The sequence below is a fragment of the Segnochrobactrum spirostomi genome (genome assembly GCF_009600605.1).
GTDB lineage: Bacteria > Pseudomonadota > Alphaproteobacteria > Rhizobiales > Segnochrobactraceae > Segnochrobactrum > Segnochrobactrum spirostomi.
In genome coordinates, this window is the sequence record NZ_VWNA01000001.1 from 61,545 (window position 1) to 75,557 (window position 14,013).

Below are 14,013 nucleotides of genomic sequence, written 5' to 3' on the forward strand. Positions count from 1 at the left end.
TGGCAGATGGCTTTCTGAAGCGCGCGGCGGCGAACGGCCCTACGGGCTGTTGTCTCCATCGAGGGCGCGTCCCCTATCATCCGCCCGTTCGCGGTTGGCGTGAAGCGCAGATCGACCCAATTTTCCTCATTGTGCCGACGCGGGATTCGCCCGCATCGTCCCGACATTGAGCGCCGCGGGATGCAGCGTCGGTCCAGCGTGCGAGCGCAGGATGCGATCGGTGCCGGCGGCGGCGGCCCTTCACGGGATCGTGAGGGTGGACCGTCCGCGAGATCGCGGACGCGAAAGGGCGAGACGGAATGAGAACTCGGTTGGATGAGACGATGCCTTCGCGCCGGCGCGTGGCGTCCGGACTGGCGGCCGTGATGGTGGCGGTGGCGGTGGCCGGGGGGGCGACGCTGCCCGCGCGTGCCGACGACACCTTCGAGGGCAAGAAGCCCGTCGGAACGATCTCGCTCAAGCAGTTCCAGGCCGGCTATCTCGCCAGCGCCGGCGGCGGCGAGGGTGTCCTCGTGTTTGATGGGCACAAGGTGCCGTTCTCGATCGGCGGGCTCGGCGTCGGCGGCGTCGGTGCGGCGGAGACCGAGGCGGAGGGCTACGTCTACGGTCTGACCAACCTCGCGCAGTTTCCCGGCAACTATGTCCAGGTGCGCACCGGCTTCGCGATCGGAACATTCGGCGGCGGGGATCTCACGCTGCGCAACAAGGCGGGCGTCGTTCTCAAGCTCAAGGCGCACCGCAAGGGTCTGATGCTCGGCTTCGGAGGTGATGTGATTTCCGTCACCCTGAAGGAGACACCGGCCCAGGTGAAGGCGAACTGATCGCAGTTGCCCGCAGGAGCGGCCGCCTCGCGTGGCTGCTCCGCGTCGCGGTTACCGCACCTACATCAAGGCGACCCACGCCGCCGCCAGCGCCAGCGAGGCGAGCGTCACCGGCAGGCCGGCGCGGCAGAATTCCGCCGCGCCGATGCGCACACGGCGCGCCGCCGCCTGCTCCACCACGATGATGCCCGCGAGCGATCCGAAGATCACGAGATTGCTCGAGAAGCCCGTTCCGAGCGAAAGCGCCGCGCCGATCGCGAGCGGGTTCGCGGCGTGGGACAGGAACGGCGTCACCAGCATCACGGCGGGATTGTTGCCGACGATGTTGGAGATCACCGAGACGACGCCGAGCAGGACCATCGGCTGGGCGAGGTCGAAGCCGGAGGCGGCGAGCGCCGCGATCGCCTTCTGCGGCAACTCGGTTTCCGTGAACGCGGCATTGACGACGAAGAGCCCCATCAAGAGCAGGAGCAGGCTGCCGTCGACGGTCTTCAGCACGTCCTTGGAGGCGATGGTGCGGTTGAGCAGCATGACCGCCGCCGCGGCGAGCGCCACCAGATCGCGCGGCCAATCGGTCGTGACGAAGATCACGATGACCGCGAGCGTGACGACGAGCGTCTTGATCGTCTCGGCCTTGTCGAGCCGCGGCACGCTCGCTCGGGCCGGCGCCTCCGCCGACGGCGCGCGCATCCACCGCCCGCGATAGAGGAAGGCGATGACACCCCACACCAGCGGCAGCGAGAGCGCCGCCGGCACGAAGGCCGCGGCGAGGAAGCCGTTGAAGGAGAGCCCGAGCGTCTGCGCGACGATCATGTTCTGCGGACTGCCGATGATCGTCGCAGCCGAGCCGGTGTTGCTGGCGAAGCAGAAGCCGAGCAGGAACGGCACCGGGTTCAGACCGCGCGACAGGGTGATCGAGACGAGGAGCGGCGTCATCGCCACCACGACCACGTCGTTCGTGAGAAGCGCCGAGAGGACGCCGCCGGTGAGGACGAGGAGGGCGAGCAGCGCCGCCGGACCGACCTTGAGCAGCGCCACGCGCGCGGCGAGCCAGCCATAGAAGCCGGACACGACGAAGCCGCCGGACACCACCATCAGTCCGAACAGGAGCGCGATCGTGCGGTAGTCGATCGCCGCCCAGGCCTGGCCGTCGGTGATCCGCGCCGTGGCGATCATGGCGAAGGCGCCGATCACCGCGGCGCCGGTGCGGTCGACCAGGAATCCCGGCAGGTGGCCGATCGCGAGCGCCACGTAGACGAGGAGAAAGATGAGGAGCGTGGTGTCCATCGGGCGACCGGACGCGAGGGAAATGCGGAACCGCCGGCCGGGCGCGCCGCCGGCCGATCTCTGCGATTCTATCCTATAGGATCATAAGCCGGCTTTTCTTGCGCCGGTCTTTCCCGTGCGCCCGATCTGGGACCGCCTTCAGGCGGATTTGCCCGCGGCCGCCGCGTGGTAGGCGTGGCGGATCGCCTCGAGATCGACGCTCGGCTTCGGCATCTCGAGCTTCATGTCGCGCAAGGTCTCGGCGATGATCTGCGACACCGCGAAATTGCGGAACCATTTGTGATTCGAGGGGATCACGTACCACGGCGCGGCCGGCGTCGAGCAATGGTTCAGCATCGCGTCGTAGGCTTCGATGTAGCGGTCCCACAGCGCCCGCTCGGTATAATCGCTCTCGCTGATCTTCCATTGCCGCGCGGGATCGTCGAGGCGTTTGGCGAAGCGGGCGAGCTGTTCCTCCTTCGAGATGTACAGGAAGAATTTCAGGATCGTCACGCCGCTGTCGGTGAGCAGGCTCTCGAAGGCGTTGATGTGGTCGTAGCGGCGCGACCACACCGATTTCGGCACGAGATCGTGGACGCGGGCGACGAGGACGTCCTCGTAATGCGAGCGGTTGAAGATCGCGACCTGGCCGAGGCCGGGCGTGTGGGGATGGACGCGCCAGAGGAAGTCGTGGACGCGCTCCTCGGGCGTCGGCTGCTTGAAGCCGGTGACGGAGGTGCCCTGCGGGTTGAGGGCCTGGATCACGTGCCAGCACACGCCGTCCTTGCCGGCCGCGTCGATGCCCTGGAGCACGACCAGCAGGGCATGCTTCTTCTCGGCATAGAGTTTCGCTTGGAGCTCGGTGAGTTCGGCCGTGGTCTTGGCGAAATCCGCCTTTGCCGCCTCTTCGGATTCGTGGGCGTCGTGAAAGCCCGGGTCGATATCGCCGAGGCGCACGCTCTTGCCCGGCTCGACGATCAGTTTCGTCCTGAGGCCCATCTGGCACCTTCTTGGTTTTGACGTCGGGCGCCGACGGCGCCGTCACCGACCTTCCACCAATCGGAGAGAGCCGTCCAGGCCGATGCAGGGGGGGCTGGGGGAGACGTCAGGCCGGGCGCGTCCGACAACGGAGGCAACGAACGGGGCACGCGCCGGCGTGGGGGCGCCGTTGGTGAGCGAACCCAGGGTGATCGTCCAGCTGCGCGCGGCCACGGCCCAGCATCATCGGCGCCCGCGCGGTACTGGGTTGGCCTCGTCGCTCAGTCAGCAATGCATCCAGGACTGGAAGGAGCTTGGCCAGCATTTGCTCGACTGCCCGAGCCTAGGATTGGCCTCGATGATCGAGCCGGTCCTCGTGCTGCTTGGCGAGTTCCGCCTCGGGCGCCGCGCGTTCCTGGGCGACGGCGGTGGGTAGGGCTTCAACGGCCGCCGCGAGTCGGCTTTCGATCTTGGCGTCGAACGCAGCAAGGTCGCCGGCGTGGCGCGCGATCAGCCGCTCGGCTTCCGGGGCGCGGCTGGCTGTCAGATTGGTCACATGCGGCACCAGCTCGGTGATGTAGCCGATGATTTCGGACACGGGATGCTCCACCTGACGACATCCCGATGGCGCGAACGCGAAACAAGCGTTTCGTCGAGCGGTACAATGGATAGCTTTATTGATTGAAATGCGCAGCGCACCGCTGCGCGTGGCGCAGGGCGGCCGGCAAAGGCGTGCAGCCTCCATTCTCTACGAACTGACGGGACCGAGCGCTCGTGTAGCTTAGGATGGGGCAATCGTAACGGTTCATTGATTATCATTATCGCGGAAAAATTGTATCTTTTCTACGACCTACACAGATTTCTCCGATCGGGATAGAAAGATGAGCGATTCATTAACGAGACGGTTGGCGAGCGCTCTTTTTAAACTTGGTCCGCATCAGTATATAACGTCGACGCCCGAGCGGTACGGGCAAAATCTAGACAAGTACCGCATACAGGAAGACGCGGCCTTCGACCCGGCGCGCGAGCGCTGCCTGGATGGCGACCTGACCCGGTTCTATTTCTTTGGTATGGTGTTCGACCTCATTCGCCGTGACAAATCCAACGGCGACATCGCAGAATTGGGCGTTTACAAAGGTTACAGTGCCCGGCTGTTCGCCGAGTTCGCCCGTACGGTCGATAAGCAAGTTTATCTGCTCGATACGTTTGAAGGATTCGCAGACGCCGATATTGTAGGCGAAGAACACCTGAAGGGGGCCTTTTCCGACACGTCGCGGGAAGGCGTGCAAGCCTTGGTTGGCACGAAGAACTGCCATTATGTGAAGGGCTATTTCCCAGATACTGCAGATCAGCTTCCGTCGGACGGACAATACTGCCTGGTGCATATCGACTGCGATCTCTACATGCCGGTGCTGAGCGCGCTCACCTATTTCTATGACCGGGTGGTTGATGGAGGCTTCCTGATCATGCACGATTACATGAGTTTATCGTGGGATGGCCCGATCCGGGCAGTTGATGAATTCTTCCGGGACAAGCCGGAATCCATCATACCCATCCCTGACTATGCCGGGACGGTGCTCATTCGCAAGATGCGGCGCCAGTAGCTGGGGTTCAACGTCGCATTTCACTGTCAAGGATGTGAGTAAGCCTCGGCGTCCCTGCGCTTCGGCAAATTTGCACGCAATACAGTCCAGGCCCTGGCCGACGTGGCTGGCAAGATTGACTTTGTTGACCAAAGTCCAGGTCGAATACTTAGCCCTTCAGCGGCTGGCGCCGTAGATCGATGCTGTGCACGACGCGAAACTCAAAGCCTGAACGAAAATCCCATATAACGGGATAAGCGGCCTGTATAGTGCCGCATCGGTACGTTGCTTTGTGCAATGATTATAGGTGGCTGGGGGACCTGGATTCGAACCAAGATTAACGGAGTCAGAGTCCGCTGTTCTACCGTTGAACTATCCCCCAAGAAGCCGTTTGCCGGCTTCGCTTCGGCCCGGCGCTCAAGAGCGGGACCGAAGGGGCGGCGGGCGATGTCGCCCGATGCGGGGCGGCTTATAGCCCGGGCCGGGCGGGCTTGCAACGGCCTCGTGCTCGAAGAGCCGTTCCTTGTGAACGGCCTGTGGATGAATCCGGCGGATCGCTCCTGCAGTCGCCGGGCAGCAGCCGGAAATCCGGCGGCTGTCGGCCGCCTTGATCCCGGCCCGGATTGCCCTTAGAGCATAGGCCGCCCCATGCGCTGCGCCGTTTCGGGCCTCGACAGCGGCCCGGCCTCGCGCCCGGGCCTTATCCGATCCGCACGCTCGCGCAGGACGGACTGCGGGGCGCGCCGAGAGGATCGCGGCGCAGCGGCGAGACCGACGATCCAGGCCGTTTGAACGCATGACCCAGTCTTCCGACGCGCCCGCCGCCCGGCGGCGCACCTTCGCGATCATCTCGCATCCCGACGCGGGCAAGACCACGCTGACGGAGAAGCTGCTCCTGTTCGGCGGCGCGATTCAGCTCGCCGGTCAGGTCCGCGCAAAGCGCGATGCGGCGCAGACCCGCTCGGACTGGATGGGCATCGAGCGCGAACGCGGCATTTCCGTCGTCACCTCGGTGATGACGTTCGAATATGACGACCGCGTCTTCAACCTGCTCGACACCCCGGGCCACGAGGACTTCTCGGAAGACACCTACCGCACGCTCACCGCGGTCGATTCGGCCGTGATGGTGATCGACGCGGCGAAGGGCATCGAGGCACGCACCCGCAAGCTGTTCGAAGTCTGCCGCCTGCGCGACATCCCGATCGTCACGTTCATCAACAAGATGGACCGCGAGAGCCGGGACCCGTTCGATCTCCTCGACGAGATCGAGAAGACGCTCGCCCTCGACACCGCGCCGATGACGTGGCCCTTGAGCCGCGGCCGCTCCTTCGCCGGAACCTTCGACTTGGCCCGCAATGAAGTCCGCCGGCTCGACGCCGACGAGGCGCCGATCAAGGTCTCGGGGCCGGACGATCCGGCGGTGCTCGATCTCCTGCCGCAGGACGAGCGCGACGCGTTCCTGGAGGAGGTGTCGCTGGCGCGCGAGGGCTGCAACCCGTTCGTGCTCGAGTCCTTCCTGGAAGGCCATCTGACGCCGGTTTATTTCGGCTCGGCGCTGCGCAATTTCGGTGTCCGCGACCTCATCGACGCGCTCGCCGCCTATGCGCCGCCGCCGCGCAGCCAGCAGGCCGACACGCGCCTCGTCACGGCCGAAGAGCCGCGCATGACGGGCTTCGTCTTCAAGATCCAGGCGAACATGGACCCGAACCACCGGGACCGTATCGCCTTCATCCGCGTCTGCTCGGGCAAGCTCTCCCGCGGCATGAAGGCGAAGCTGGTGCGCACCGGCAAGGCGATCAGCCTCAGCGCGCCGCAATTCTTCTTCGCCCGCAACCGCTCGCTCGCCGACGAGGCGTGGGCGGGCGACGTCGTCGGCATCCCGAACCACGGAACGCTGCGCATCGGCGACACGCTGACCGAGGGCGAGGATATCCTGTTCCGCGGCGTGCCGAGCTTCGCGCCGGAGCTTCTGCGGCGTATCCGTCTGCAGGACCCGATGAAGGCGAAGAAGCTGCGCGAAGCGCTCCAGCAGATGGCCGAAGAGGGCGTCGTGCAGACCTTCGTGCCGGCGGACGGCTCGGCGGCGATCGTCGGCGTCGTCGGCGCGCTGCAGCTCGACGTGCTCGTCGAGCGCATGCAGGCGGAATATGGCCTGCCGATCTCGTTCGAGATGTCGCGCTTCAGCGTCTGCCGCTGGGTGTCGAGCGACGACAAGGCGAAGCTCGCCGAGTTCGTCGAGAAGCAGCGCTCGGCGATCGCCTACGATCTCGACGGCGCGCCGGTGTTCCTGGCGACCTCCGCCTTCTCGCTCAAATACGAGCAGGAGCGGGCGCCCGGCATCGAGTTCACCGAGATCAAGGATTATCAGATCCGCCAAGCGGCCTGAGCCTGACGCGGGGGCGACACCTCGCACCGGAACACGCCTGCGCGAGCGGACGGCAGGAGCCGGCATCAGGCTGCCGGCGGCCATCGCCGCGATCTTCGAACGTCGGCTAAGCTCCGCCCGAAGAAGATCGAATCGCGGGCGGTGGCGGATGGCGGAGAGGCGGCCGATCGAAAAGCTCGGCGCGGCGGCGGCACGGCGCATTGCGCTCGCCGCGCAAGGCTTCGCCGAGCCACGCCCGGACGGGCCTGTGACGCGCCGGCACGTGCGCCGCACCATCGATCGGCTGGGCCTCCTCCAGATCGATTCCGTCAACGTCCTCGTCCGCTCCCATTATCTGCCGCTGTTCGCCCGGCTCGGCGCCTATCCGCTCGCTCTCCTCGAAGACGAGGCGTGGGGCAGTAAGCGCACCCTGTTCGAATATTGGGGCCACGAGGCCTCGCTGATGCCGATGGCGCTCCAGCCCCTGATGCGCTGGCGCATGGAGCGGGCGGCGCGGGGCGAGGGGATCTATTCCGGCCTCGCCCGATTCGCACGGGAGCGGAAGGACTTCGTCGAGGCCGTTCTCAAGGAGGTCGAGGTTCGCGGCGGGATGGGCGCCGGCGATCTCGAGATCGGCGGCCCTGGTGAGGGCGGTTGGTGGGGCTGGAGCGAGGGCAAGAAGGCGCTCGAATTCCTGTTCTGGGCGGGCCGCATCACCACCGCCACGCGGCGGAACTTCGAGCGCATCTACGACATCACCGAGCGGGCGTTGCCGCGCGACGTGGTCGAGACGCCGACGCCCCCGAGGACGTCGCCCAGCGGCAGCTCTTGCGGATCGCGGCGCGCGCACTCGGCGTCGCGACCGAGCGCGATCTCCGCGACTATTTCCGCCTCGACGTGGAGGACACCAAGCTTCGGCTCGCCGAATTGGTGGAGGAGGGCGCGCTCCTGCCCGTCAGCGTCGAGGGCTGGAAGCAGCCGGCGTACCTCGATCCGCAGGCGCGCCACCCGCGGCGGGTCAAAGCGGGGGCGCTGCTGTCGCCGTTCGATTCGCTGATCTGGGAGCGCGACCGGGCCGAGCGCCTGTTCGGCTTCCGCTATCGGCTGGAGATCTACACCCCGGCGGAGAAGCGTGTGCACGGCTATTATGTGCTGCCGGTCCTGCACGGCGACCGGCTGATCGGCCGTGTCGATCTCAAGGCCGACCGCGCGGCCGGCGTGCTGCGGGTCAACGCGGCGCACGGCGAGGCGATCGACCACGATCCCGAGGCACTCGCCGAAGTCGGGCAGGAGCTCGTCGCCATGGCCGGCTGGCTCGGCCTCGGCGAGGTCACGGTCGCCGAGCGAGGCGACCTTTCCCGCCATCTTGCCGACGCCATCCGCGGTGCGGCTTAAGTCTCAGGAGAGCGTCGCGCCGCGCACATGCCGGGCATATTGGCCGGGCGTGACGCCGACGGCCTCGCGGAACCGCGCCGTGAAATGGCTCTGGCTCGAGAAGCCGCAGGCGAGGGCGATCTCGGCGAGCGGCATCCCGCCGTCTTCGAGGAGCGTTTTGGCCCGGGCGATGCGGCGGGCATTGACGAAGGCGTGCGGGCTCACGCCGGCGCTGCGGCGGAACATCCGGGTGAAGTGGAAGGCGCTGAGGCCGGCAGCGGCGGCGAGATCGCCGATCGCGAGCGGCTGATCGAGCGAGGCCTCGACGAAATCGGCGACCCGCCTGAGCGACGACGGCGCGAGCCCGCCGCGTAGCGCGAGGCTGGCCGGCCGCTCGGTGAAGCGCGAGGCGACATAGGCGAGGAGAAGCTGGCCGGCCTGGGTGACCGCGACGCGGTCGGCGGCATCGTGCCAATCGAGCGGCAGCACGGCGTGGCGGATGACGTTCTCGATCGTCGCGTCGCGCACGAAGGGAACGTCGACGAGCTGCGTCAGCGCCGGATCGCGGTCGAAGCTCTCGACGAGCAGCCGGTCGAAGGCGGTGCGCGGCACGTAGAAGTGGAACAGGCGGACGGCGCCCGCGACCTCCCACTCGGTCGTCACCCCCGCCGGCATCAGGCACACGCTGCCCGCGCCGTAGCTCGCCTGGACCGTTCCGTCGCCGCGGCGGCGGGAAATGCCCTCGCCGCCGTCGACATAGAGGCTGATGGTGTGGTGGCTCGGCGCGGAATAGGTCGTCGCCGCCCGTTCGTCGCGATCCCACAGGGCCGCCGCCATGTCGTCGCCGAACCGGGAGGACGCGCGCAACGGCACACCAGCCCCGTTCAGGTGATCGAAGACGGTGAACTGGCCGGGCGAGAGCATGGCGCTGCTGTGATCATGGGGCGAGACGGCCCCGACCGAAATATTCTACCGCGCGGGCGCGGGCGGGAACAAGCGTGCCGGCTTTAAGGGGCCGGCCGGTCGCACCAATTGCGCAAGATCGTGACAAGCGAGCGCAAGCCGATGGAAGCGCCGGGCGGCTCCGGGGCGCGATAAGCCCGGGTCCGAGCCCCGGCTCGGGCCGAGCCGATTGTCTGGAGTGCTTCCCCCATGACCGCCGTCCTGTTCGCCGTGATCGTGATCGCCTGGGGCTTTTCCTGGTTTGCGATCCATCTCCAGATCGGCACCGTGCCGCCGGAGATCTCGATCTTCTGGCGTTTCGCGCTCTCCGCCGTGCTGATGTGGCTCCTGCTCGCCGTCACAGGCCGCCTGCGCCGCCTGGACCTGCGGCAGCACGGTTGGTTCGCGCTGATGGGGGCGAGCCTGTTCGGGCTCAATTTCGTGCTGATCTATTCGGCGACCCAGCACATCGCGAGCGGCATCGTCTCGGTCGTCTTCACCATGGCGACCATCTTCAACGCCTTCAACCAGTGGGCGCTTCTGAAGATCGCCCCGAAGCCCCGCACCCTCGCCGGCGCGGCGTTCGGCATCGTCGGCATCGCGCTGCTGTTCGCCGATCAGATCGCCGGGCTCGGGCGCGATCACGGCGCGGCGCTCGGTATCGCGCTGGCGGCGGCGGGCACCTACGTCTTCTCGCTCGGCAATCTGGCCTCGGTCGGGGCGGTGAAGGCCGGTGCCGATCTGCCGAACGCGGTCGCCCGCGGCATGACCTGGGGCACGCTGTTCCTCGGCATCTACGGCCTCGCGCGCGGCCACGGCTTCCCGATCGCGTTGACGCCGACTTATCTCGGCAGCCTCGTCTATCTCGCGGTCGTCGCCTCGGTGATCGGCTTTCTCGCCTATCTCTCGCTGGTCGCCCGGGTCGGAGCCGACCGCGCCGCCTATTCGACGGTGCTGTTCCCGCTGATCGCCCTCGTCGTCTCGACCTTCCTCGAGAGCTATGCCTGGACGCTCCACGCCCTCGTCGGGCTGGCGCTGATCCTGATCGGCAACGTCGTCATCTTCGTGCGGACGCCGAGCCGGACGGCGGCGCCGCCGCCGATGGGGAAGACGCGGAGGGCTTGAGCGGAGTCACTGTTCGTATTGGGGCACCACCTTCCCTTCGCCCCGCGTGCGGGGAGAAGGGTTCCGAGGCGTGGTGGGAGTCAATGGAATTGCCCTTCGGCACCGGCGGGCGAAGGAACGCGGGGCGCCGGTGACCGGCGCCCCGATCAATCGCGACGATCGTCAGTGCCGCGTGCCGCCCGACTTCGCCTTGGCGCGGCGGGCCAGCATGTTGAGGCCTTCGACCAGGGCCGAGAAGGCCATGGCGGCGTAGATGTAGCCCTTCGGGACGTGCACGCCGAAGCCTTCCGCGATCAGCGTCATGCCGATCATCAGCAGGAAGCCGAGCGCGAGCATCACCACCGTCGGATTGTGGTGGATGAAGTTCGCGAGCGGGTTGGCGGCCAGCAGCATCGCCAGCACGGCGACGATGACGGCGATCACCATGATCGGCAGATGCTCGGTCATGCCGACGGCGGTGATGATCGAATCGACCGAGAAGACGAGGTCGAGGAGCAGGATCTGCACGATCGCCGCGCCGAAGCCGATGGTGACCTTGCCGTCCGCCGCGGCCTCTTCCTGGGCCTTGTGGTCGACCGTCTCGTGGATCTCGCGCGTCGCCTTCCAGACGAGGAACAGGCCGCCGGCGATCAGGATGATGTCGCGCCAGGAGAGGCCCGCACCGAACACCGTGATGACCGGCTCGGTGAGCTGGACGATGAAGGCGACCATGGAGAGCAGGCCGAGGCGCAGGATCAGCGCGAGGCCGATGCCGAGGCGGCGGCCGAAGGCGCGGCGCTCGGGGGGAAGCTTGTTCGTCAGGATGGAAATGAAGATCAGATTGTCGATGCCGAGCACCACCTCCATGGCGATCAGCGTCGCGAGCGCAGCCCAGGCGGCGGGGTCGGAGAAGAGGATAGCAAGGTCCTGCATCGGGGGCCTTTTCTGGTTCGTCGAACGAGGCGGGAGCGGATATGGGAAGGCCGGGAGCATCTGTTAAGTCGAGAGGCTGAAATTTTGCCTCTACGCCGCCGCCATGCAGCATTATTCGGTCATATCGCGCTATTCTGACGCGTGTTTCGTGACAAAGGGCGCCGTTCGGTGGTCTAAGTCGACGATCGAACGGTTCGCGCGGCGCGTCACCGGTGGTTCATGCTGTCGAGCAAGCGACAAAGCGATATTCTGCAGGCGGTGAAGGCGAACGGCTCGTGCTCGATTGCCGAGATCGCGGAGGCCTTGGGCGTCACCACCGAGACCGTGCGGCGCAACCTGAAGCCGCTCGTGGAGCGCGGCCTCGTCACCAAATTCCACGGTGGTGTGATGCTGCCGGAGGAGGTGGAGGAGCCGCCCTTTCAACGCCGCATCGCGGTCAACGGCGATCTCAAGCGCAAGGTCGCCGAGCTCGCGGCACGGCGGATCGCCGATGGCGATTCGATCCTGCTCGACAACGGCACGACGACGACGTTCATCGCCGACGCGCTCGCCGATCACGCCAATCTCACGATCGTCACCAACTCGGCCGAGATCGCCACGCGGCTGGTGCGGCGCAACGGCAACCGGGTCTTCCTCGCCGGCGGCGAGCTCCACGCGGACGATGCCGCGGTGTTCGGTCCGGCGGCGCTCGACTTCATCCGCCAGTTTCGGGTGCGCTATGCGCTGATCTCGGTCGCCGGCATCACCGCGGCGGGCGACCTCATGGATTTCCACCTGTTCGAGGCCGAATTCACCCGGGTCGCGATGGCCCAGGCGCAGGAGCGCTGGGTGATCGCCGACCACACCAAGTTCGGCCGCGTCGCGCCGGTCCGGGTGGGTGGCCTTTCCGACATCGATCTTCTCATCAGCGACGCACCGCCACCGCCCGACCTCGCCGAGGCGATCGCAGGCTCGGGCGCGCGGCTCGTCACGCCCTGACGGGGCCCGGACGCCCCGCCACGACGATCGGACGCGGCGCGGCTCAGACGAGCCGGCTCTGGACGATCGCGGCGCGCACGAACGACGAGAACAGCGGATGCGGCTCGAACGGCCGCGACTTCAGCTCGGGGTGATATTGCACGCCGATGAACCAGGGGTGATCGACGAGCTCGATCGTCTCCGGCAGCAGGCCGTCGGGCGACATGCCGGCGAAGCGCACGCCCTGGTCCTCGAGCCGCTTGCGATAGCCGATGTTGACCTCGTAGCGGTGGCGGTGACGCTCGGCGATCTCGGTCGAGCCGTAGACCTCGGCGATCTTGCTGTCCTTGGCGAGGGCCGCCCGATAGGAGCCGAGGCGCATCGTGCCGCCGAGGTCGCCGCCCGCGGCGCGCTGCTCGAGCTCGTTGCCGTTCAGCCATTCGGTCATCAGGCCGACGACGGGCTCGCTCGTGGTGCCGAACTCCGTCGAGCTCGCCGCCTCGATGCCGCACAGGCTGCGGGTCGCTTCGATCACGGCCATCTGCATGCCGAAGCAGATGCCGAAATAGGGCACCTTGTGGCGGCGCGCGAAGCCGGCCGCGGCGATCTTGCCCTCCGAGCCGCGCTCGCCGAAGCCGCCGGGCACCAGGATGCCGTGGACGCGCTCGAGCCAGGGGGCGGGGTCTTCCTTCTCGAAGACCTCGGACTCGATCCACTCGACGTTGACGCGGACGTGGTTCGCGATGCCACCGTGGACGATCGCCTCGAACAGCGACTTATAGGCGTCCTTGAGGCCGGTATATTTGCCGACGACGGCGATCGTGACTTCGCCCTCGGGATTGTGGATGCGGTCGGAAATCGTCTCCCAGCGCGTCAGGTTCGGCTCCGGCGCATCGATGCCGAAAGCGGCCAGCACCTCGGCGTCGAAGCCCTCGCGGTGATAGGCGATCGGCACGTCGTAGATCGAGCCGACGTCGAGCGCCTGGATGACCGCGCTTTCCCGCACGTTGCAGAACAGCGAGAGCTTGCGGCGGTCGCCGTCCGGGATCGGGCGGTCGCAGCGTACCAGGAGGATGTCGGGCTGGATGCCGATCGAGCGCAGCTCCTTGACGGAGTGCTGGGTCGGCTTCGTCTTCAGCTCGCCCGCGCTCGGGATATAGGGCATCAGGGTCAGGTGGATGTAGACCGCATGCCCGCGCGGCAGCTCGTTGCCGAGCTGGCGGATCGCCTCGAAGAACGGCAGGCCCTCGATGTCGCCGACGGTGCCGCCGATCTCGACGAGCACGAAGTCGAAGTCCTCGTTGTCGGAGAGGACGAACTCCTTGATGGCGTCGGTGACGTGCGGGATCACCTGGACGGTGCCGCCGAGATAATCGCCGCGGCGCTCCTTGGCGATGATGTCCTGGTAGATGCGGCCGGTGGTGATGTTGTCCATCCGGTTCGCGGGGCGCCCGGTGAAGCGCTCATAGTGGCCGAGATCGAGGTCGGTCTCCGCCCCGTCGTCGGTCACGAACACCTCGCCGTGCTGATAGGGCGACATCGTGCCCGGATCGACGTTGAGGTAGGGGTCCAGCTTCCGGAGCCGGACCTTGAAGCCGCGAGCCTGGAGAAGCGCTCCGAGGGCGGCCGAAGCCAAACCCTTGCCGAGCGAAGAAACCACGCCGCCGGTGATGAAGATGTACCGCGCCAT

11 protein-coding genes, 1 tRNA gene and 1 pseudogene are annotated in these 14,013 nt (G+C 66.9%); 6 read left to right on the top strand and 7 right to left on the bottom strand.

What is annotated here, in order from left to right:
* Positions 1–323: 323 nt before the first annotated feature.
* A complete protein-coding gene (locus tag F0357_RS00325) occupies positions 324–821 on the top strand; it encodes a hypothetical protein (protein ID WP_153477487.1) in 498 nt (165 codons plus the stop codon).
* Between the two features lie 60 nt (positions 822–881).
* On the opposite strand, the gene F0357_RS00330 is transcribed toward F0357_RS00325, so the two are convergent.
* The 3 genes from F0357_RS00330 to F0357_RS00340 form a co-directional block, all read right to left on the bottom strand.
* Positions 882–2,108 carry an ArsB/NhaD family transporter gene (locus F0357_RS00330; protein ID WP_153477489.1) on the bottom strand — a complete coding sequence of 409 codons (1,227 nt, stop codon included), beginning with the start codon at positions 2,106–2,108 and terminating at the stop codon, positions 882–884.
* Positions 2,109–2,246: 138 nt separating this feature from the next.
* On the bottom strand, positions 2,247–3,086 hold the full coding sequence (locus tag F0357_RS00335; RefSeq protein WP_153477492.1) for a polyphosphate kinase 2 family protein: 840 nt from the start codon (positions 3,084–3,086) through the stop codon (positions 2,247–2,249).
* 322 nt (positions 3,087–3,408) lie between these two features.
* On the bottom strand, positions 3,409–3,663 hold the full coding sequence (locus F0357_RS00340; protein WP_153477494.1) for a hypothetical protein: 255 nt from the start codon (positions 3,661–3,663) through the stop codon (positions 3,409–3,411).
* A gap of 283 nt (positions 3,664–3,946) precedes the next feature.
* Here F0357_RS00340 and F0357_RS00345 point away from each other — a divergent pair, with 283 nt between their 5' ends.
* On the top strand, positions 3,947–4,669 hold the full coding sequence (locus tag F0357_RS00345) for a TylF/MycF/NovP-related O-methyltransferase (RefSeq protein WP_153477497.1): 723 nt from the start codon (positions 3,947–3,949) through the stop codon (positions 4,667–4,669).
* Between the two features lie 287 nt (positions 4,670–4,956).
* Here the strand turns inward: F0357_RS00345 and F0357_RS00350 are convergent.
* Positions 4,957–5,030: transfer RNA gene (locus F0357_RS00350), tRNA-Gln, on the bottom strand.
* Between the two features lie 414 nt (positions 5,031–5,444).
* On the opposite strand from F0357_RS00350, the gene F0357_RS00355 reads away from it, so the two are divergent.
* The gene (locus F0357_RS00355) at positions 5,445–7,034 is read left to right on the top strand and encodes a peptide chain release factor 3 (protein ID WP_153477499.1); all 1,590 of its coding nucleotides are present in this window, start codon (positions 5,445–5,447) and stop codon (positions 7,032–7,034) included.
* 148 nt (positions 7,035–7,182) lie between these two features.
* Positions 7,183–8,408 (top strand): annotated as a pseudogene (locus F0357_RS00360) (winged helix-turn-helix domain-containing protein).
* A 3-nt stretch (positions 8,409–8,411) separates the two neighbouring features.
* Here F0357_RS00360 and F0357_RS00365 read toward each other — a convergent pair.
* A complete protein-coding gene (locus tag F0357_RS00365; protein WP_153477502.1) occupies positions 8,412–9,311 on the bottom strand; it encodes a helix-turn-helix transcriptional regulator in 900 nt (299 codons plus the stop codon).
* 228 nt (positions 9,312–9,539) lie between these two features.
* Between F0357_RS00365 and F0357_RS00370 the strand changes: the two genes are divergently transcribed.
* Positions 9,540–10,454, top strand: coding sequence for a DMT family transporter (locus F0357_RS00370; protein WP_153477504.1), 915 nt, complete (start codon positions 9,540–9,542; stop codon positions 10,452–10,454).
* Positions 10,455–10,616: 162 nt separating this feature from the next.
* Here the strand turns inward: F0357_RS00370 and F0357_RS00375 are convergent, their stop codons facing one another.
* Positions 10,617–11,366 (bottom strand): TerC family protein, encoded by a 750-nt coding sequence (locus F0357_RS00375; RefSeq protein ID WP_153477506.1) that lies wholly within the window; start codon positions 11,364–11,366, stop codon positions 10,617–10,619.
* 219 nt (positions 11,367–11,585) lie between these two features.
* Here F0357_RS00375 and F0357_RS00380 point away from each other — a divergent pair, with 219 nt between their 5' ends.
* The gene (locus F0357_RS00380) at positions 11,586–12,344 is read left to right on the top strand and encodes a DeoR/GlpR family DNA-binding transcription regulator (protein WP_153477508.1); all 759 of its coding nucleotides are present in this window, start codon (positions 11,586–11,588) and stop codon (positions 12,342–12,344) included.
* A gap of 43 nt (positions 12,345–12,387) precedes the next feature.
* Here F0357_RS00380 and pyrG read toward each other — a convergent pair whose 3' ends face one another.
* Entirely contained in the window at positions 12,388–14,013 is a 1,626-nt protein-coding gene (gene pyrG / locus F0357_RS00385; RefSeq protein ID WP_153477510.1) for a CTP synthase, read from the bottom strand.